This window comes from Plesiomonas sp., from assembly GCF_051652165.1.
In the GTDB taxonomy this organism is placed as follows: Bacteria; Pseudomonadota; Gammaproteobacteria; order Enterobacterales; family CAMTGL01; genus Plesiomonas.
This window is the reverse complement of the sequence record NZ_JBOFTR010000016.1, coordinates 440,902-460,725: the sequence shown is the minus strand read 5'-3', so window position 1 is coordinate 460,725 and position 19,824 is coordinate 440,902. Positions and strand designations below refer to the sequence as shown.

General features: G+C 42.7%; 16 protein-coding genes and 3 pseudogenes. 9 read left to right on the top strand and 10 right to left on the bottom strand.

The window, feature by feature from the left end:
• Positions 1–4: 4 nt before the first annotated feature.
• On the top strand, positions 5–334 hold the full coding sequence (locus tag ACRC53_RS11735; protein ID WP_438643579.1) for a hypothetical protein: 330 nt from the start codon (positions 5–7) through the stop codon (positions 332–334).
• Between the two features lie 151 nt (positions 335–485).
• Here ACRC53_RS11735 and dndE read toward each other — a convergent pair whose 3' ends face one another.
• The 5 genes from dndE to dbpA form a co-directional block, all read right to left on the bottom strand.
• Complete coding sequence (dndE, locus tag ACRC53_RS11730) at positions 486–833, bottom strand: DNA sulfur modification protein DndE (RefSeq protein WP_438643578.1); 348 nt, start codon at positions 831–833, stop codon at positions 486–488.
• Entirely contained in the window at positions 833–2,848 is a 2,016-nt protein-coding gene (gene dndD, locus ACRC53_RS11725) for a DNA sulfur modification protein DndD (RefSeq protein WP_438643577.1), read from the bottom strand. The genes dndE and dndD overlap by 1 nt, the downstream gene beginning before the upstream one ends.
• Entirely contained in the window at positions 2,838–4,472 is a 1,635-nt protein-coding gene (gene dndC, locus ACRC53_RS11720) for a DNA phosphorothioation system sulfurtransferase DndC (protein ID WP_438643576.1), read from the bottom strand. Before dndC ends, dndD begins: the two co-directional genes overlap by 11 nt.
• Complete coding sequence (gene dndB, locus ACRC53_RS11715) at positions 4,469–5,554, bottom strand: DNA sulfur modification protein DndB (protein WP_438643575.1); 1,086 nt, start codon at positions 5,552–5,554, stop codon at positions 4,469–4,471. The genes dndC and dndB overlap by 4 nt, the downstream gene beginning before the upstream one ends.
• A gap of 500 nt (positions 5,555–6,054) precedes the next feature.
• The gene (gene dbpA / locus ACRC53_RS11710) at positions 6,055–7,458 is read right to left on the bottom strand and encodes an ATP-dependent RNA helicase DbpA (protein ID WP_438643574.1); all 1,404 of its coding nucleotides are present in this window, start codon (positions 7,456–7,458) and stop codon (positions 6,055–6,057) included.
• A 543-nt stretch (positions 7,459–8,001) separates the two neighbouring features.
• On the opposite strand from dbpA, the pseudogene ACRC53_RS11705 reads away from it, so the two are divergent.
• The 4 genes and pseudogenes from ACRC53_RS11705 to ACRC53_RS11690 all read left to right on the top strand — a co-directional run.
• Positions 8,002–8,157, top strand: a pseudogene (locus ACRC53_RS11705) (transcriptional regulator); the annotation flags it as partial.
• Between the two features lie 83 nt (positions 8,158–8,240).
• On the top strand, positions 8,241–9,311 hold the full coding sequence (arsB, locus tag ACRC53_RS11700; protein ID WP_438643573.1) for an ACR3 family arsenite efflux transporter: 1,071 nt from the start codon (positions 8,241–8,243) through the stop codon (positions 9,309–9,311).
• 2 nt (positions 9,312–9,313) lie between these two features.
• Positions 9,314–9,745, top strand: a complete 432-nt coding sequence (gene arsC / locus ACRC53_RS11695) for a glutaredoxin-dependent arsenate reductase (protein WP_438643572.1) — start codon at positions 9,314–9,316, stop codon at positions 9,743–9,745.
• A 602-nt stretch (positions 9,746–10,347) separates the two neighbouring features.
• A complete protein-coding gene (locus ACRC53_RS11690; protein WP_438643571.1) occupies positions 10,348–11,028 on the top strand; it encodes a hypothetical protein in 681 nt (226 codons plus the stop codon).
• 264 nt (positions 11,029–11,292) lie between these two features.
• Here ACRC53_RS11690 and ACRC53_RS11685 read toward each other — a convergent pair.
• Positions 11,293–11,678: pseudogene (locus ACRC53_RS11685) on the bottom strand (transposase); the annotation flags it as partial.
• Between the two features lie 167 nt (positions 11,679–11,845).
• Between ACRC53_RS11685 and ACRC53_RS11680 the strand changes: the two are divergent.
• Complete coding sequence (locus ACRC53_RS11680; protein WP_438643570.1) at positions 11,846–12,229, top strand: Mor transcription activator family protein; 384 nt, start codon at positions 11,846–11,848, stop codon at positions 12,227–12,229.
• 156 nt (positions 12,230–12,385) lie between these two features.
• Here the strand turns inward: ACRC53_RS11680 and ACRC53_RS11675 are convergent.
• The 4 genes and pseudogenes from ACRC53_RS11675 to ACRC53_RS11660 form a co-directional block, all read right to left on the bottom strand.
• Positions 12,386–12,986 (bottom strand): annotated as a pseudogene (locus ACRC53_RS11675) (IS1 family transposase).
• A 168-nt stretch (positions 12,987–13,154) separates the two neighbouring features.
• Entirely contained in the window at positions 13,155–13,436 is a 282-nt protein-coding gene (locus tag ACRC53_RS11670) for a hypothetical protein (protein ID WP_438643569.1), read from the bottom strand.
• A gap of 11 nt (positions 13,437–13,447) precedes the next feature.
• Complete coding sequence (locus tag ACRC53_RS11665; protein WP_438643568.1) at positions 13,448–14,320, bottom strand: DUF2589 domain-containing protein; 873 nt, start codon at positions 14,318–14,320, stop codon at positions 13,448–13,450.
• Positions 14,321–14,348: 28 nt separating this feature from the next.
• Positions 14,349–14,906, bottom strand: coding sequence for a DUF2589 domain-containing protein (locus tag ACRC53_RS11660; protein WP_438643567.1), 558 nt, complete (start codon positions 14,904–14,906; stop codon positions 14,349–14,351).
• Between the two features lie 506 nt (positions 14,907–15,412).
• Between ACRC53_RS11660 and ACRC53_RS11655 the strand changes: the two genes are divergently transcribed.
• The 3 genes from ACRC53_RS11655 to ACRC53_RS11645 are packed head-to-tail and all read left to right on the top strand — an operon-like array spanning position 15,413 to position 19,820.
• Positions 15,413–17,491, top strand: coding sequence for a type I restriction-modification system subunit M (locus ACRC53_RS11655; RefSeq protein WP_438643566.1), 2,079 nt, complete (start codon positions 15,413–15,415; stop codon positions 17,489–17,491).
• Positions 17,491–18,813: a restriction endonuclease subunit S gene (locus ACRC53_RS11650; RefSeq protein WP_438643651.1), complete on the top strand. Its 1,323-nt coding sequence runs from the start codon at positions 17,491–17,493 to the stop codon at positions 18,811–18,813. Before ACRC53_RS11655 ends, ACRC53_RS11650 begins: the two co-directional genes overlap by 1 nt.
• The gene (locus ACRC53_RS11645) at positions 18,810–19,820 is read left to right on the top strand and encodes a virulence RhuM family protein (protein WP_438643565.1); all 1,011 of its coding nucleotides are present in this window, start codon (positions 18,810–18,812) and stop codon (positions 19,818–19,820) included. Before ACRC53_RS11650 ends, ACRC53_RS11645 begins: the two co-directional genes overlap by 4 nt.
• Positions 19,821–19,824 lie beyond the last annotated feature (4 nt).

The following is a 19,824-nucleotide window of genomic DNA, read 5'->3' as shown; positions in this document are numbered from 1 at the left end:
TATTATGCTGAATGATGATGCAAGTAATAGTTGTTATAACGATGTTGTCTCTTATAAGAAGCATATTGAAAATAAAAAATTAGACGAGGAAGTTATCACTTTGCGTGAGTGGTATGAAACAACCAAACATCATACGGATGAAATAGAGATGTATATGGTTGGCTTTAAGAATCTCGGCAGATTAGGTAAAGAACTACATAATCGGGGAGTCCCACGGGTTACTGAACGTTATGGTGATAATATTCTGACGCATGTTGAAGCTACATATAAACGGCATGTTTTAAATTATGCTGCACCTTTATGTGCGGTTTCTTGTTTGTACTATAAGAAATGACGAGGTAATAGGTGGTATAAGGTTAGATTGGTTCTATTTGTTATTTAAAATAGCCATCCTGAATTATTTCTGATATTAACGTTATTTTCTGAAACTAGAACTGACAGTTACCAAGGTAAGGTAACTGTCAGAAAAAATAAATTTATTTATTTTACAAGTGATTGGCGAGTAAAAGCAGGCTGCGATGGTTTCTCAATGATGAAATACCATCTTCGACATGAGATGCCCATGCTTTTATCCACTCTTTATGTTCGAGATCTGGATAAATCATCTTCAATACGAGTTCTGTAACCGTTAGCGTGTCACCTAACCAAGTTATTTTGTCTAATACTAAGCTACCATCAAGTTTTTTATTTTCTGGATGATAACGAAATCCTGATTCAATTGAGCGGAAAAAGGCGAGGCGAGCTGCTATGTTGGGAGTAATCCCTGTATAGGCCTTGAGCCTCTTAAGTTGCTCCTCGGTTTGCTTATTTAATTGCATTCGGTTTGGTAACATTAGTGTTTCTCCGAGGCCTTAATATACTCACCTTTCCAAGAAAAATAACCCTTGGTAAGGGTTGATGACCTGGTTGAAGCGTTAAATTCAATTTGATAAGAGTGTGATATATCATCTGCCAGCGCCGAAGCGAAATAATGCTCATCTACCTCTGTGTCGGTGGAGAGTAATATTACTTGGTGGCTTGCATATGGGAAGTAATGATGGATTAATTTGTCACGATGGTGTGAATCAAGACGCCCCAGTGGGGTATCAATAATGACTGGTAGTTGCCGTCCAGATGTTTTTGCTAATGCATCTAGAATTGCAATTGCATAAATTTGTTTCTCGCCAGCAGAAAGTGATTTTCTATTAATTACAATACCTGTTTCATCTACTAGCTCAACATCAAAGGTGTAGGGATTGATCCTTGCTTTGATTTGCAAGTCTTCCTTCCTAGCCAATTTTCGATAGGCCAGTTCAAAATGTTGCTCCAGTGTTTTCACTCGCGCTTGGGTTAATATATCGCTGTATTCATCTAGCAGGCTGATAGTTTCATTGGCATATTGCACGGCACTCACGGCACCATATTGCTCTCTGGCTTTATCGTGCAGTTTTTGGGTTTGACGGGCGCAATCAAGTTGATTCATTACAGCTTGTTTGGCTTGCTCCAGTAGCGTCTTGTATTTGTGGCGCTCTTCTTGCCGCTTACTGTCCATGTCTCGTAGAGTTTGGAATATATCCATCAGCTGTTCGTCATCAGGCGCCCGCTCAATATTGCTGGCCGCTTGCTCCAGTTGATGCTCAACCTCAGCCAATTCACGACGCTGTGCATCAAATTTGCGCCAAGCCCGTTGGCAATCCGCACTGATTGCTGCGATGATAACGTGAGTCTCGCGCTCAGAGATATCAAAGAGGACGTCACCTTGCGGCTTGTTGGCCATAAAGCTGTCAAGCTGCTCTTCGAACGCTTGGGTTGTGATGGCCAGCGTCTCTTTGCCTTTAAAGCCGATATTGGTTTTGAGCTGTTCGAGAAAAAGATTAAGCTCTTGAGAAAAGTTGCGGGCTCGTTTTATCTCGATTTCTTTGGTTAGTTGTTGTTGCAGTTTGGCCATGGTATTGGGGGCCAGCGCAAAGGGGAGGGAGCCATCACATTCATGGCGCAGACTCTTTTCAAGCTGTTCTTTTTCTTTTACCAGTTCAGCAACTTTCTGCTGCTCCTGATTTTTTGTCCGCGCAAATGCACCACCTTGTGCTGCCAGCATGGCTTCATATTTCTGAATATCCTGGGTAATCAGGCCAATCCTTGCCATCACCAAGTCAGCTTCAAATCGATAATGTTCTGCCTGTTTGGCAAACTGTTTTTTATTCTGCTCCAGCTCGGCCAATTTGAGCTGTTGTTGGGTGCCCAGCTCTTTGGCTCCTTGCTGCTTTAAATAGATGCCAAGGTCGGTGCGGAGTTTGGCTATCAGATCAAGGCCGAGCAGGCGGCGTACCGCGGTTTGCAGAATCTTACCTGATTCATCTTCTGCTAATGAGGCGATTTTTTCGCCATCAAAAAAGAAGAGGTCAGCAATACCGTGTGGGATTAATTCATTGAGAAAGCCCTGACATTGCTCATAGTTGAGTTCGTCCAGCGACGCCCCATTTTGTAACAGTTTAAGCCGGTCTTTTTTGTTGCGGCTCCAACTGCGAATAACGGTAAACTCAGATTCAATACCTGCCTGGTTATAGGTAAACACCAGTTCGATAGAGGCATCTTTGGGTTGCTGGGAGACACTAACTCCGTTATGGATCAACGCTGTCAGCTGGTCGATATAGTCCTGATTATGGATTAAGTTATCAAAAGCCAGACGACCGTAGAGAGCCAAACGGATCGCAGACAAAATAGAGGTTTTACCAGCTCCGTTTAGCCCACCGAAAAGTACAATAGGCCTGTCGTGTCGCTCATGTTCGCGTTTTTGTGGAGTCAGTTCTATTTCGTGGTGGCTACGAAATACACGAAAGTTATGTAAGACCAACTTCTTAATGATCATTTCTTACTGCCTCACTAAACAGCGCTGCCATATCGTCGGCTTGTGCCAATTGCTTTTGTAATTCAACCAGCGAGCGTTCTATTTGTTCTACTTCTTCTTGATAGAGATCGCGTTCATTACGTTTTTGTAGCTGTGCTTGCTTCTGCTCTATAGCGTCGAGACTGCCCCAATCCTGTTTCAGGATGGTTCCTATTTTGGCAAAGACTCCTTGGCGGCGACTTAGACCTTCAAGCGATACTTCCAGCTCTATTAGCTTCATCACCATTTCGGGCTCGACATCATAGCCTTGGCTGAGCTTTGCTAGCAGGTCTGCGTCGCTGGCGTTAAAGCGTGACTGATCATCGATTAGCCAGTCGAGATCTTCGCCATAAACCTTACGATATATAGCTGGCAGCGAGTCATTCCAATCCGGCTCGTTAGGGTCGGTTAACCACTCTTGGCGAATTGCATGCAGCTCTGGTTTTGTGATTAGAGTGATGGTATGACCATGTAAATTGAGATCACGCTCCATCTTAAGCAGCTCTTTAAGCCACTCCTTGCGGTATTTTAGCCAATAAGGGCCGGGTACGTGTTTGCGTTCGTCGCTGAGTGCTTCCCCCTCTTTAGCGTATTGATAGCTCACTTTTCCTGTACGGCGCTTGTAGTTGCGATAGGTATCTTTTTGCGCAGGCTCTGTCGTCAGTGCTAACTGATTGCGGAACTTGAGCAGAGGCAACATCCAATCTTCCCCATTTTGGATCAGGCTCTCCATAGCTCGGTCTTTGGTTACTACTGTACAGGTCCAGCAACCAAAGCGTGAGTTACCACAAGAAGGAGTGCTGTCATCAATCACTAAAGGGCATTCACCTTGACCGGATGAATCCATATAGAGGGTCCAAAGCGCGCGGTTATTGCCTCCCCAGGGATTCTCCCATTCTTCCACATCATCTGGCGCATATTTGAAGGCGCCACGCAGCAGTTTCCAGACATCTTCTACATCCCAAGTATCGATAGGGGTGTAGATGAAAGCATTGGCTAGTGTGGTATGACGGGCAAGACGGGTGCCATCAATCTTATGCTTGGCAATCACTTGAGCACGGGAAGCGCTCTCACTGCTGCGAGAACCGAGCACAACAATCACTTCTTCAAATTGACTTACTTTGTCTTTTATAAAATCACTTACAGGGTTGATTTTCATCCGCTCAGTGCACCAGCGGAAGCTACGTGTTGGGGCTGGATAGCCTTTACCTAGCAGATTTACCCAAAATGTTTCATGTGTTTTGGGGACAACCGGGTGAGCTGTAATTGGTAACGCATCACGCTTGGCGCCTTTTTCGATTTGCTCCATGGTGCGAATGATCAAATCGACAACAACAGGTGTCTCGACTAATGTGTCTGATGAAACGACGAAGACATCTTTGTGGCGCATTTCAGGCGGTAAACCCAGTAGTGCGAGATAGACCAGTGTCAGCACAGCAGAAGAGTCTTTTCCTCCGCTATAACCTATGACCCAAGGACGTTTGTCTGCGCAATAGATGCGTTGTACTTCAGCCACGTGCTCTGCCAGCAGACGGCCGACAAAGAGCTCGGTATTGATGAAATCTTCGTAATCGGCCAGATCATGGGCCTGAATCAAGGGGTTCATTGGGAGATAACCTGAGTTTCAAGTACCTTTTCCTCAGGTGTGAGGGAGAGGTTTAATAAAGTTTTAAGTCCGTTACAGGTAAGCTGGAGTGCAGTCGTTGATTTGCTTAGCTTGCCATGAGACATGGTTCTGCGAACCCATTCTGGATTGGTTTTACGCCAATCAATAGTTTTAATCTTGCAAAGGTCTGTTTGCCAAGTGTCCGGATTTTCACTAATTAGGTATCGGCCAAGCATGCCTAAAGCATGCAGACCTACACCGTGAGAATGGACATATTCTTGTCTGAGTTGAGCTGGAGATACTTCCTTACGGCTGGCCATCTGCCAATCAGGCATGTGGTCGTAGACTGTTTTCCAATAGATAGCGGCCAATTGAGCTTCTTCATCTGTGCAACCCTCTTTAGGCCCTTTGCCTAATAGTGCTCGAGTTGCCTGCTTTATGCTGCTCAAGGTAAACAGTTTGCTGGATAGTTGGGAAATGCTCGATTTTTCCATTTCTGTCAGGCCAACAAATGGTTCCATATTGGTGGCTAGATACCGAGCTAGCTCTGAGCCCTGATCTCGGTGATCGTAAAGTGTAGACAGAGAAGGACTCGGTTTGACTGCATACTTGTTAAGATCTGCAAACATCTGCTGGCTGCGAGTTAGCCCTTCATCGACAAAGAATAATACAGGGATGTTGTCTTGGCCCAATTCCGGTCGCTCTACCAATGCTTCCTCGATAGCCTTACGGCGGTGCTGTCCATCATTGATAAGGATCTGTGCATCCATGGGGACCCGTAAGGTACCCAGATTGTTGGATCCGGGATGTTCGGCAAATTCGACGTTAACAGCAATTGACGCAGTCAATGCGGAGAAAACGTAATCCTTAGGATTTTCTAGCAGGTATCGCACCATTTCTGGTATCCGAGATTTGTTCAATGTGCGTTGAGCGCGTAATTCAGGAGGAACTTCACTTTCATCAAAATTGAATATTTTGGGAATGATGCGCATTGGACAAGTCGCGATATAGAAAGGGCGGCCAGCTTGTATCCCACGTACTGCAGGAAATGAGTAGCAGTAGTCAGAGTCAAAATGGTTCATTTTAGTTGCTCCTATCTAGCCACACACCAAATTGGTTGCGTTATAATTTGACGTAGCTGGTGATAAATACGTCATTTAATCTGTGTTTTAACGTAATGCAGGGCGTGCATTCTACACATTTACATTTTAAAAGCGAGATTGAGAGCAAATTTTATTTGGAATTGTGTGGCTTGCAGAACTTCGTATTGACAATGAATTATTGTGATGTGCTGTATGCTGATATTTGTAATGTTGTGAAAAACAAGCTCAGAGCTAACGGTTTAGCACAATTCTATACTTAGGGGAAAGTAGGGCACTTGGGAACAGCTAAGCTGTCTTCATGTTTAGCTTAATTTAGCCAAATGTAGTGTAGTACGATTAACGTAATGCTTTAGGCAATCTAATCACCCACTACTCACCCTGAGATTCGGGTTATTCCAGTTGGTGCAGCAATAAATTGTCCTCGGTACTTGTTCAGACACCGAGAACAGTGCAATAAGCAAAAGATAGTAAGCAGTAACTTACTTCATCAGCCAAGCGCGGTATGACTTACCTTTAATGCGGTCGCCCGTGATTTTTCCAAGGGCCTTTTTTGCCACACTGCGGCTAACCGCCACATAAGCGCGGTAATCGGTGACTAAAATTTTGCCCACCGCTGCACCTTCGATACCGTTTTGGCCGGTTAACGCACCGAGGATATCGCCGGGGCGCAATTTATCTTTTTTACCGCCATCAATATGCAAGGTGATCATCGCAGGCGCTGAAGGCGCTTGACCCAACAGACTGGCTGATGGCAGCGGTTCGCTATGAATTTCGTGCTCTAAATAATCTTCTAGCAGCGCCATCTTGTAGCCATCTTCGTGGCTAAAGAAGGTAAAAGCCGCACCCTTGCTACCCGCGCGGCCAGTACGACCAATACGGTGAATATGCACTTCGGTATCGTGGGCCATATGGTAGTTAAACACGGCATCGAGGGCATCAATATCCAGCCCACGGGCGGCTACATCAGTAGCGACCAACACACAGGCGCTCTTGTTGGCAAATTGCAGCAAGGTTTCGTCTCGATCACGCTGTTCCAAATCGCCATGCAGCGCCAGCACGCTAAAACCAGAGGCGGTCAGTTCATCAGCCACTTTTTGGGTTTCGCGCTTGGTATTACAGAACACAACGGCGCTTTCTGGCTTATGTTCGAGCAGCAATAAACGCAGTGCCTGCATCCGCGCGCTGTCATCTTCCAGATGGAAGAAGTGCTGGGTGATGGTGCTCTTTTCTTGAGTGACCGCAACCTTCACCATCACAGGGTTATGCATCACCTGCCGAGCAATGGACTGAATTTTCTCAGGGAACGTTGCGCTGAACAGTAGGGTCTGGCGTTCGCGAGGGACGTTGGCAATAATCGCTTCCAACTGCGGCTGAAAACCCATCTCCAGCATGCAGTCAGCTTCATCGAGCACCAACATATTTAGGTTGCTCAAATCTAGATGGTTACGATCCAGATGATCTACAATCCGCCCAGGTGTTCCCACGATAATATGCGCGCCGTGCTCAAGCGAGCCTACCTGTGGCCCCATTGGTACACCACCGCAAAGTGTGAGGACTTTTACGTTGTGGATGCCACGAGCGAGGGTGCGGATCTCCTGTGCCACCTGATCGGCAAGCTCCCTCGTGGGGCATAGCACTAAGGTTTGAATCCGAAAACGTTTTACATCTAACTTGTTGAGTAACCCAAGGCCGAAGGCCGCTGTTTTACCCGAGCCGGTCTTGCCCTGACCAATCACATCCTCACCGGCCAAAATGGCGGGTAAACTCTGGGCCTGAATGGGTGTCATCGTGTGGTAGCCCATAGAGGAAAGGTTATCAAGCAGTGCGGATTTCAGCTTAAGAGTCGAAAACGCGTGTGTAGGCTGGGTATTTGAATTACTCAAGGAAAGTATCCTGTGGTGGTGAACCCTGCCTGAGCAGAGTTACTGAAATGGCATTGTGTACGGGTTTTGCTTCTCGGCATGAGCTTGATTTTGCCAGCCAATGTATTTTACTGACATGTCTTAAACTCACTCCGCGCAAGCCATTGTAGCAACAAAGCACCGTTTTTGCTTTAAGTGATGAATTAAGGCGTGCAGGCTGTCATCAAGATGATACGGCGTGTTGTGCTGCGAAACATTCACCTCAATTTCCCCCTTCGTTATAGGGCTAAAAATATGATATGTAAGTCTATTCCATATCAGGCTGTAGTGTAGGGAAACGCACCGCCGCTCTGTCGCGGCACTTCGGTATTACACAGTAGGTTAAAGACCACCCCATCTTTTTATGCAGCAATTTATTTATATCTGCTTGATGGATAAATGGATAAATAAAAAGAATGAGTATTACGTCATATTATGCCGAGATATTGAATGTATCAGTGAAAAATTAGCAGGGGTCTTGGGGTTCAGAACAGGCTCAAACCCTTTTCTTAGGTAGTTGAATTATCAACATTGAGCCATCATATTGCTGCATTAGTGTCAGTTGGGTTGGTTAGGCAGAATCGAGAGAGTCGTACGCTTATGTGCGTTTCTCAGTATGAGGTGCTTGAGGATATTATCGAATTTTTTTGTGAGGAGTGTTGTATTAATACACAACAGTGAGCTGTGATGAGCACTTATTAATGTTCTATTGGTGTACTGCGCTTTAAGTTATCTGTTTTATCAAATACTCATGGAGTTTAGTGATGAGTGCATCCACGTGCTGCGATAAACACATCAGCAAAAAAATGAACTTTCTTGACCGCAACCTTACTCTCTGGATATTTGTTGCTATGGCCCTTGGGGTCGGAATAGGTTACTTATTTCCGCAGATGGCTCAGTGGAATGAGGCGATGTCGGTAGGTACAACGAATATCCCGTTAGCGATCGGCCTTATCTTGATGATGTACCCACCTCTGGCGAAGGTGAATTACTCTACAATGGGCACGATGACCCGTGACCGTCAGGCGATCACCCTCTCTGTGGTAATGAACTGGCTGGTTGGCCCCATTCTGATGTTCGTGATTGCATGGGTGTTTTTGCATGATCAGCCAGGTTACATGGTGGGGCTAATTCTGATTGGTTTAGCTCGCTGCATCGCGATGGTACTGGTATGGAATGATTTAGGTGGTGGAAGCAAAGAGTATGGTGCTGGCCTAGTGGCACTGAACAGCGCGTTCCAGATCCTCACCTACAGTTTTATGGCTTGGTTGTTTATTACAGTGCTACCGCCACTGTTTGGTTTACAGGGCTTTGCGGTTGATATTACGATGCTCGATATTGCCCAAAGTGTACTGATCTATTTGGGTATCCCTTTCTTGGCCGGTTTTTTGAGTCGTCACTACCTTGTCAAGTTCAAGGGGGAGCAGTGGTATACTGAACGTTTTATTCCGGCTATCTCTCCTATCACGTTGATCGCTTTATTAGCGACTATCGTGCTGATGTTTAGCCTAAAAGGGGAAATGATCGTCGAGCTCCCCTTAGATGTACTGCGCGTTGCAGTACCGCTGGTGCTCTATTTTGTGCTGATGTTTTTCACCAGTTTTTTGGTCGGTAAAAAACTCGGTATTCCCTATGATAAGAACGCGTCAATTGCGTTTACTGCCACAGGTAACAACTTCGAACTGGCGATTGCTGTCTCTATCGCAGTATTTGGTTTAAGTTCGGATCAAGCTTTCGTGGGGGTCATTGGCCCACTGGTTGAGGTGCCTGTGTTGATTGGTTTGGTTAATGTGGCTCTGCGCATGAAGCGCAGCTACAGTAAAAAAGAGGCTTGATTATGAATGATACCCAGATCACCATTTACCACAACCCTGCGTGCGGCACTTCGCGTAATACGTTGGAACTGATCCGTAACTCAGGTGTAGAGCCAACGGTTATTTACTATCTGGATACACCGCCGAGCCGAGCGACATTGGTCGCTTTAATTGCTGATATGGCGATACCTGTACGCGATCTACTGCGTAAGAATGTGCCACCTTTTGAAGCACTTGGGTTAGCTGAAGATAAATTCAGTGATGATGAGCTCATTGATGCCATGCTGGCTTACCCTATTCTGATAAACCGTCCTATTGTGGTTACTTCACGAGGAACTCGGTTATGTCGACCGTCAGAAGTGGTATTGGATATTCTACCAAACCCTCAGCAAGGCGTGTTTAACAAGGAGGATGGAGAGCCGGTGGTAGACGCACAAGGAAAACGGATTAAGTGATTTAGGCTTGCGAGTACACCACCTTGCTTGTCTGCAAGATAACGATAATTCAATGATGTTGTCATCGCAGTCAGAAAATATGGGGCAGAGCTGATTATCAGCCCTGTTTTTTTGCCTTTGATGTATGTGAGACAAAATGCAGAAAAAGCTTATCTTTTTCAGCGACTAAACGAAACGCATGGGGTAACTGTTGATGAGTACATTGCGCGTTGTCAGCTAACCCACAAAACAGCCAAGTGCAAACTGGTTCAACAACCAATGGATGAGTACTGGCAGTTGCATAATGACAATTACCATCGCAACTACAAACCTCGCAATTACACTTAAAAAGCAGATTTGGCAATATTAATACCAACAATTCTAATCGTATCCATGTGATGTTGCTCTCAGATTAATGCAGTTAGTAAAAGCATGGCACTGACTACCTTAGGAAGAGGCATCCATAACATCATTACAGGATTACCTAACTAAACGCTGGGATACTTTACCTTATTAATCATTGTTCTCTCTGACGAGATAATATACGTGACTTATTGGTAAATGGATTTTTCGAGTTGATTCAGTAAGTCCAATCTTTTCAGCTAAAAATAAAAGGGACTAGTATGAGTATTAATGTGGTTAAAGTAAGACCCTGTGTAATCGATGGTAATGTGGTTTTTAATCCGAACAGTATTGTGGAGCCTTCCTCTTGTTCTCCTTTAGTGTGGAAGCAAGATATATCTGCGATTTTAATTCGAGGTAATCAGGAAGAAATTCTACGTATTCTGGAAAACTTAAAAAAGAATCCAGAATGTGCAATCCAAATACCAAAAGAACACTTTTCTCTGTTTTCATGGTATGAGGATGATATTTATGCTCCGCGGGGGCGATCATTCAATTTGAGTCTGTATATGGGTTTCGGTTATTTGGTCACAACGAAGGAGAATGGCAGTGGGTTTTACATCGGTTCTCGCGGTATTGCTGAGAATATCGTTAAACATGCTGCTGAAAAAATTAAAGGTTACATGCTTGGCCAGGTTAGTGACGTTGTGGATGCAGTGTATACTATATATGAAAAATTAAAATCTGAAGTGCCAGCTGATAAGCAGGAAGGAGAGTTAGTATTTGTTATATCTCATGATATTAACAATCTATTGTTTAAAGGAGAAGCGTTTACCTATCTGTCTGGCGAGGTGAAAGAAGATGAGATTCCAAATGGGATCAAATTCATCGATGATGGTAATGGTGGGTTGAAAGCAGTCAATATTACGTTTAGAAACCTACTTGCTAATTGTGTTGCTTAATCAATCGTATTTTCTAAGATAAAGCGGCGTAAGCCGCTTTTATCTGTGTAGTGATTAACTAAAACTGTCTATGGTTTTAGAATTTAACTAAAATCTTCACTTTGATTCATTTGAGATTAATTTTGCATTGTAATAATATAGCCTCACTTTATAGTAATAACCAATGATAAATCGGTCATATCTTATTTGATTTCGTTAAAACTCTTATAGCCTTGTGCCAGAGTTCACTCCATTTTTAAACGCCTGAAAAATCGCTCTATTGGTGCTACTCTGGTTCACGTTGAATACGTGGAATAATACTGAAATAGGGTATTTGCTACTCTGATTGAGTTTTTCAGTTATCGAGAATTGTTTAGCGAGTCCAACATCAATAGGGTCGCAGTCTTTTTTAGGATTTCTTTCTCGATATTTATGCATTCAATTTTACGTTTGAGTGCTTTGATTTCAATCTGCTCAGGTGTCATTGGTGAGGCTTTAGGAGTAAGCTCTTGGTGCTTAACCTAAAGTTGTGTTATCCACTTATTGGCTGTCGATTTACCGATGTTTATGGCTTTATCTGCAACTTATTGTGTATAAGCTTGATCAATGATTGATTGAGCGGTTTCGAGCTTAATCACAGTAATATATCGTAAACGTTTACTTTTATTCATGACATTTCTTATTAGTAGGCCAAATTAACTATGCCACTACACACATATAGGTAACAAATATACGTTTGATTTTTGAACATCTAATTTTCTGAGGATCTTTTTCCTTATAGTTATAATTTTAAGATCTGTTTTCATTGCCTTGTAACTAGGAAAATAAGGACAAGGGAATGAATAAGTTAAACAATAAAATAACGTCAACACTTAATGAAATCGATACTACTAAAATGCCAAGGCTGCTGCAGGAGCTGATTGAGCTTTTAGGTTTAAGTGAGGCTTATGATTTTATTTGCCAGTTTGGTGGTCAAGTTAAATATATCGCAAAAAATCCGGAAAGAACGGCATTAAAAAAAACAGTAAAAAAAGAGAGTTTGGATATACTATGTTCAAATTTTGGCGGCATTACGTTGGAAATACCTAAACGTGAACATTTTGATAGGCAGATACGTAATTGGGAAATAAAAGAAGCAAGTGAATGTGGTGCTTCTAGATCTGAACTGGCGATTAAGTATAACTTGAGCATTCGACATATTGGTAATATAAAAGGAAAGTGATCGCATAATATATAATGGCGTTTTAGTGGTGTATTTAATATGGTGGGTAACATTAGACATAATGCTCACTCTCGATAAATGTACCCGACATATTGGTAATATAAAGTAGAAATGATTGCATAGCATACAATGGTGTATTTAATCTAGTTATTAATGTTAGACAGAATACTCATGCTCAATAAATGTATCTATGATCTTGTCATGCATTTCTGCCGATTTTGTGTACCCCTGAGTCTTACGGTTTAGCTGTTGTGAAGACTCAGGTTTTTACACTCAATACGTTGAGTGTAAAGCTTATCTATAATGTATTTTTCATTCGATAATATGTCATGAGTACTGAAATTTTCCATATACGAGAAAGCCGCATTAAAACCTGACAACAACTTCAATAACTTGTGACGCTTTTTCCTACTTCTATGGCTAACCGTATGAGCAATAATACATTTGAGACGCGGATTCTATACGTACCATAAATAGCATGCTACTTTTTATCGCTAACAAATGACCACATTTTATTGACTTCACAAATAAGCTAAATTTACCGATTCTTCAATGGAAGAAAGGTTACATTTTTTGGTGAGAGTTTTTTAACGTGCGAATAACGGTATTGATGCTAGTGTTCAATAGACGAGCTATACTCGAATTGAAAGCTTCGGCAATATACCTAATAACGATAATATCTGGTATTTCCCTGTTTATGCTTTTTTACCAACGCTGTTTGCTTACAAATTGGACATTTCATATCCACTTTAGCTATCACAATATCTTTAATAAGAAGATGTGGTTTATCTAATTATTATCAGATTGAATACATGATTGGTGTTTTTACGCTATTTTTACCGCAACAAAAACTTGTAATAGTGATGCTACATAGAAAAATCCCCACCAAGATATAGTGGGGATTACATGATGGTTTTAAGCCTTATTATGACAAACTCATAGGCTTTCTTTTGAAGCCGATATGATACGCCACTTGTTGGGACACAACGGTATTTTCACCAAACTTAATGATAGTGAATCCAGTATCTTTCCCTATCAGTGTCCCTTTGGGACTGGCATTGAGACACTGATTCAGTTTGTTGATTTGTCGCTGCATAAAATCCTCATCGTCTGGGTTGTTCGGATTGTAACGCCCGACAACGATACGTTCTATGTGGCGAACATCTGCTAGATCCAGTGTATCATTGGTACCGCTGCGTTTTACCATGACTTAACTCCTTATGGCTTGTTCACTTCTTCCTGAAGCTTATTTAATGCTTCTTGAAGTGCAATCTCTTTGGTAACAACCTCTATTTTCTTCGTAGCAACTTCCTGCTCTGCATTAGTAACAGCCTGATTTGGCGCTGAAGTAGCACCACTCGCAGTAGAGCTAGGATTGCTGAGTTTAGCCTGCTCTAGCTTCATATTGGCAAGTTTGAGCGCAGAACTTGCCATTTCAAGAGCATTTCGAGCCTCAACCACAGTTGCTGAAGCTTGCTTGATGCCAGGCTTTTCCAATAATGCTTGATTTGGGCCGTTGACGGATTTCGGTGCAACAGAATCCTGAATAATATCCAGCACTCGAGACAAACCTTCAGGTGTACCTGCCTGGGAAGCATGAACACGAACATGATATTTTGCAGAGTTGTCACTTGAACGAGTATTTTCTTTATGGGTAGCAACACTACCAGAAACACTTGCAGTGATGCTAAATGGCCCCCAGCCCAGTTTTGCTTTCGCTGAAAAATCCCCTTTTGTATCTTGAGTTTCTTTGGAGGACTCTGCAGATTTGACTTCCATATCAAAGGTGATATCGACGTCATCTACCATCAGGCTCGGAATATTGACGATGGCTAGGACTGGAACTTCCAGACCTACATCTTCTTTACCTATAATATCGTTGCCCAAACCATCCTTACCAGTGACAATATGACGAGAATAAGAGAAATCTGCGGTTCGCGTCTTATTTCCTTCAAAACCGACATCACGAATAAAATTGACAGTTGATTGTGCCAACATTACCTGTGCATCGCAGGCAGCCTTTAGGGGAGTGCCGATCAAACTTTCCATTGGAAGGCCTGAAAATTGGTTTTGCATGCTTTCTAAAGCCATACTGATTTCCTTTTTTGATATTTAGGCGTTATGCCTTGGGTGAAGCCGTTTCAGATGAGATTTCTGGTGACGGCATGTTTGGAGCGTTATTACCGATTAGGGTCGGTGAGATTTGGGCGTTATATTTGTCGATTACTTTCATGACACACTCTGGAGCATCGCTTGCTTTAAATTTAACTTTAAAATCAATAACATCTTTGTCTCGTCCAGATTGCTCTCGCTGCCTTGGGGCAATATCTACAAGAAGTTGAGGGCAATTACGCTGCAAGCCTTCACTAAGATTTGTGCTATCGATGCCTGTTACTCGAACCGAAAAGTCCACTTCTAGCTCATCGAGATATAAGCCCTTGGCATCAGTAACAGCAATAAGAGGCATATTGATCTCATGCTCTTTATCCAGCATCAGCTTGACGACTTTTGGAGTGAAAATATCTTCTTCTTGGTTGTAGTCGAAATATTGTGTGATCAGATTTTGATAATGAGACAGGCTCATATCACTGGCGCAGTTAGCAACATAATTCAAACCACGGACAATACCGTCTAGGTGTTGCGGTGAAATTGGTTTGTTTTTATTAAAAATTCTCATGATATTCAGCCCTTTTATGTTGAAGATGGAGAAAGAATATTGGTTTGAATTTGGGTAATGCAGTTGGAATTTATTCCCAATCTAGAGAAAGCCGTATTAGCTTGAGTGAATTTCTTATATTGAAATGGAGGCGTGAAAGAAAAAAATTTGTTGCTTTAAGGTGGGGCAGAATAAGCCTGTCGATGATCTCGCAGGCCTCGCTATGGGTATGTGAGTTGATTGGGAAGGGGTTATGCAATTATTGTGATGTTGCTAGATTATTAATGCAAAGGGTTGGGTTGATATGAAACAGACGACTTTGTTGAATAAGTGAGAGCAACAGAAAAAGTTAACTCTTTTCTGACTCACTATTATTTGATACGAATACTTTGGAACATTCCTAAAAGTGTCATTCGATTTAGTACTTTGACCAAATATGTGGCTCAGACTTACTAAGCTAATCGCAGATCTAGCCCATAACCTTCCTGTATAATCAGCACAATTTTTCGTAGCAAGTGCTGATTTATATGACTAACAACAATTTCTCTTCTGTAGCCGCATTTTTATGGTCCGTCGCTGACCTTCTGCGTGGCGATTTCAAGCAATCTCAATACGGACGTATTATTCTCCCTTTCACACTACTAAGACGCTTAGAGTGTGTGCTTGCCGCTACCAAGCCAGACGTTTTGGCAAAATACGAAGCTGTAAAAGCAATGCCGATTGAGGCGCAAGACAAACTGCTCACCCATGCAGCGCAGTTAAGTTTTTACAATACCTCTAAAATGGATTTAAACCGCCTTGGTGAAACGGGTGTCGCAAGTAACCTAGAGAGCTATATTCAGTCGTTTAGCCCCAACGCGCGTGAGATTTTCGAGCACTTCGATTTTTTCAATACAATCGACAAACTCGAAGAGGCGGATCTGCTTTACAAAGTGGCAAAACGCTTTGCGACCACCGACCTTCACCCAAATACCATCAGCAACTACGGTATGGGTTTGGTGTTTGAAGAGTTGATCAGACGCTTTGCCGAAGGCTCTAATGAAACCGCAGGGGAACACTTTACCCCAAGAGACATTGTTGAACTGACTACCTCACTGCTTTTCACCAATGAAGAAGAGCTAACCAGTTCAGGTTTAGTGCGCTCGATTTATGACCCTACCGCGGGTACAGGTGGCTTCTTATCATCGGGTATGGAGTATGTTCATAAGCTTAATGAAAACGCCTCTTTGTCTGCTTTTGGCCAAGAGCTAAACCCTGAGTCCTACGCTATCTGTAAAGCGGATATGCTGATTAAGGGGCAGAAGGTCGATAACATCAAATTGGGTAATACCCTATCGAATGACCAACTACGCACCGACAAGTTTGACTATATGCTGTCAAACCCACCGTTTGGTGTGGATTGGAAAAAGATCCAAAAACAAATCAATGATGAGCACACGCAAAAAGGCTTTGAAGGTCGATTTGGTGCTGGTTTACCACGCGTGTCTGACGGTTCATTGCTGTTTTTACTACACCTGATCAGCAAAATGCGCCCTGTCAGTGAGGGCGGTTCACGTATCGGTATTATCTTGAATGGCTCGCCACTCTTTACGGGTGGTGCGGGTAGCGGTGAAAGCGAAATTAGACGCTACATTCTGGAAAATGACCTGCTAGAAGCGATTGTGGCGCTGCCAACCGATATGTTCTACAACACAGGCATTGCCACTTATGTTTGGGTGCTATCTAGCCATAAGCCTGCTCATCGCAAAGGCAAGGTTCAACTTATCAATGCGTCCAAGGAACGAGCTAAAACAGGCGGTCGTGGTCGCAGTGGTGGTGGTGAAGTAGAAGGCGATGATGAAAATGTTTTTTATCAGGCCATGCGTAAATCACTCGGCAGTAAACGCAAAGAATTGACACCTGAGGCGATTGATAAAATCGTGCAAACCTACGGTCAATTTGTTGAAAACGACTTTAGTAAAATTTTTGACTACAAAGAGTTTGGCTATCGCCGTATTACCGTTGAGCGCCCGCTGCAATTAGCGATTTACCCGAAAGACGAACTACGCCTAGAAGCTCTGCAAGCGGATAACGCTTGGGAGAAAATGGATGACACTACCCAACAAGCCATTCTGAATGCGCTCGCTTCCTTCGAGCAAGAGAAATACTTATCGCGTGATAAGTTCCTCAAGCAACTCAAAGCCAAACTAGAGCGAGAAAGCGCACAAGGGCAGCAAGAAAGCGCAGCCAAAGCCGTTAAACTCAGTGCAGTTCAACTAAAACTTATCGTGAAACACTTAGGCGAGCACGATGATGAAGCTGAAGTATGTAAAACAAAAGGCCAAATTGAAGCCAACCCAGATTTGCGTGATTTTGAGAACGTGCCACTAACTGAAAGCGTTGCCGATTACTTTGCTCGTGAAGTGCTGCCGCATGTGCCCAATGCATGGATTGATTTAAGTAAGACCGACCCTAAAGATGGTGAAGTGGGTATTGTCGGCTATGAAATTCCATTCAACCGCCATTTCTATGTGTATGAACCACCAAGAGCATTAGCAGAAATTGATACTGATTTAGATGCAGTTTCGGCTGAAATTATGCAGTTGCTGCAAGAGGTGCATTCGTGATGGCTGGGCGTTATAAAGCATATCAAGAATATAAAGATTCTGGTGTTGAGTGGTTAAAAGAGATACCTATTCATTGGGATTGTAAGAAATTAAAATTCTTTCTTAATGACCTTGTAAGAGGTCCTTTTGGTAGCGCATTAAAAAAAGAATTTTTTACAACTGCTGGTATAAAGGTTTATGAGCAAAAAAACTGCATACAAGACAGTGTAGGACTTGGTGATTCATATATATCAGAAGATACTTATCGTGAGTTGAGTCGGTTTACCGTGACTAATGGCGACTTACTAATGAGCTGCTCTGGGACTATAGGCAGGATCGTGGAAGTTACAGAACCATATGAAAAAGGAATTATAAATCAAGCTCTATTGATAATGAGAATTAATGAAGATGCTGTAAACAAAGCATTTTTTAAGCATATCTTTAGAAGTGAAGATGTTCAAAAACAAATAAAAGATAATACCCAAGGTGGTGCTATGCAAAACCTTGTAGCTACTGATGTTTTTAAGTCAGTTTCTTTTACAGTCCCTTCATATGAAGAACAACAAAAAATCGCCGACTTCCTCGATCACGAAACCGCCAAGATCGACACCTTGATCGCCAAACAAGAAAAGCTGATTGAGCTATTAAAAGAAAAACGTCAAGCGGTGATTTCTCACGCAGTGACCAAAGGGCTTAACCCTGATGCACCAATGAAAGATTCAGGTGTGGAGTGGTTAGGTGAAGTGCCTGAGCATTGGGAGGTAAAGCGTCTAAAATTTAGTGCTGAGTTATTATCATCCAAAGTTGCAGATAATAATGTTAGAAAAGTTATAGCTCTAGAAAATATCGAAAGTGGTACTGGGCGATATATCGAGACTAATTCAAGTTATGCGGAAGATGGTGTAACAACAGAGGATGGCGATGTGCTATTTGGCAAGTTGCGCCCCTATTTATCAAAAGTATTTTTGTGTAATGAATCATCAGTTGCTTTCGGAGATTTATTAGCTTACCGCCCTAAAGTAGGTACTTTATCTCAATATCTTTTCTATTCAATGATATCAGGTGGATTTATCGAAATAGTAGATAGCTCAACCTATGGTGCAAAAATGCCGAGAGCAAGTGCAGAGTTTATTAATGAAATGAGAATTGTGCTACCACCAGCAAGAGAACAAGAAGTCATCATTAATCAACTTAACGATGTTCTAAGTGTATTTAATAGATTAACCACCAAAGCTAGTGATGCAATAAAATTGATACAAGAGCGCAAAACAGCCCTTATCTCAGCAGCCGTAACAGGCAAAATTGATGTGCGGGATTGGGAACTTCAAGGAGTTCAAGGATGAGTAACGAACTGACTCCACCACAAGGACAATTTATTCTCTATCAGAGTGATGATGGCACAACGAGGGTCGAGTGTTTATTTGAAGCCGATACCTTATGGCTAACCTTAACTCAATTAGCGAGTTTATTTGGCCGTGATAAGTCGGTGATCTCCAAGCACCTCAAAAACATCTATGCCGATGGCGAGTTAGCTCAAAATTCAACCGTTGCAAATTATGCAACGGTTCAGACCGAAGGTACTCGTGAGGTTGAGCGTAATCTAGAGTATTACAATCTTGAAGCAATTTTAGCTGTTGGTTATCGAGTTCGTTCTAAGCAAGGGACACAATTTCGTCAATGGGCAACTCGGACATTACAAGAGTACTTAACCAAAGGCTTTGTAATGGATGATGATCGCTTAAAAAATCCTGAAAACAGCCAATATTTCGATGAGCTACTCAACCGCATCCGTGATATTCGGTCATCAGAAAAAATCTTTTGGCGTAAAGTGTGTGATATTTATGCCACGAGCACTGATTATGATGGCAGTGCCCAAACCAGTATGCAGTTTTTCGCTCAAGTGCAGAACAAAATGCATTGGGCAGCACACGGCCATACCGCCGCTGAGTTGGTCTTTAACCGCGTGGATGGTGATAAGCCGCATATGGGCTTGACCAGCTACAAAGGGAAAGAACCAACCCGCAAAGAAGTCGTTACCGCAAAAAATTATCTCTCTGAGCAAGAGTTAGATACGTTAAATCGCTTAGTTAACTCCTACCTTGAGTTTGCAGAACTTCAAGCAAGACAAGGTAAACGGATGAAAATGATAGATTGGGCGACAAAGCTGGATGATTTTCTAAAACTGAGTGATTTTAATATCTTAACCCATGCTGGAAAAATCTCTGCCGAGCAAGCAAAACAGAAAGCCAAACAAGAGTACGATAAATTTAGGCGCGTGGTCGATGCAAACCCAACCTACGTCGATCATGATTTGGCCGTGGCGCTTAAAAAACTAGAACAAAAGAAATAGGCTT

Coding starts and splice junctions, on each gene's coding strand:
- ACRC53_RS11735 (WP_438643579.1), top strand. CDS start 5: ATGCTGAATGATGATGCAAGTAATAGTTGTTATAACGATGTTGTCTCT.
- dndE (WP_438643578.1), bottom strand. CDS start 833: ATGTTACCAAACCGAATGCAATTAAATAAGCAAACCGAGGAGCAACTT.
- dndD (WP_438643577.1), bottom strand. CDS start 2,848: ATGATCATTAAGAAGTTGGTCTTACATAACTTTCGTGTATTTCGTAGC.
- dndC (WP_438643576.1), bottom strand. CDS start 4,472: ATGAACCCCTTGATTCAGGCCCATGATCTGGCCGATTACGAAGATTTC.
- dndB (WP_438643575.1), bottom strand. CDS start 5,554: ATGAACCATTTTGACTCTGACTACTGCTACTCATTTCCTGCAGTACGT.
- arsB (WP_438643573.1), top strand. CDS start 8,241: ATGAGTGCATCCACGTGCTGCGATAAACACATCAGCAAAAAAATGAAC.
- arsC (WP_438643572.1), top strand. CDS start 9,314: ATGAATGATACCCAGATCACCATTTACCACAACCCTGCGTGCGGCACT.
- ACRC53_RS11690 (WP_438643571.1), top strand. CDS start 10,348: ATGAGTATTAATGTGGTTAAAGTAAGACCCTGTGTAATCGATGGTAAT.
- ACRC53_RS11680 (WP_438643570.1), top strand. CDS start 11,846: ATGAATAAGTTAAACAATAAAATAACGTCAACACTTAATGAAATCGAT.
- ACRC53_RS11670 (WP_438643569.1), bottom strand. CDS start 13,436: ATGGTAAAACGCAGCGGTACCAATGATACACTGGATCTAGCAGATGTT.
- ACRC53_RS11665 (WP_438643568.1), bottom strand. CDS start 14,320: ATGGCTTTAGAAAGCATGCAAAACCAATTTTCAGGCCTTCCAATGGAA.
- ACRC53_RS11660 (WP_438643567.1), bottom strand. CDS start 14,906: ATGAGAATTTTTAATAAAAACAAACCAATTTCACCGCAACACCTAGAC.
- ACRC53_RS11655 (WP_438643566.1), top strand. CDS start 15,413: ATGACTAACAACAATTTCTCTTCTGTAGCCGCATTTTTATGGTCCGTC.
- ACRC53_RS11650 (WP_438643651.1), top strand. CDS start 17,491: ATGGCTGGGCGTTATAAAGCATATCAAGAATATAAAGATTCTGGTGTT.
- ACRC53_RS11645 (WP_438643565.1), top strand. CDS start 18,810: ATGAGTAACGAACTGACTCCACCACAAGGACAATTTATTCTCTATCAG.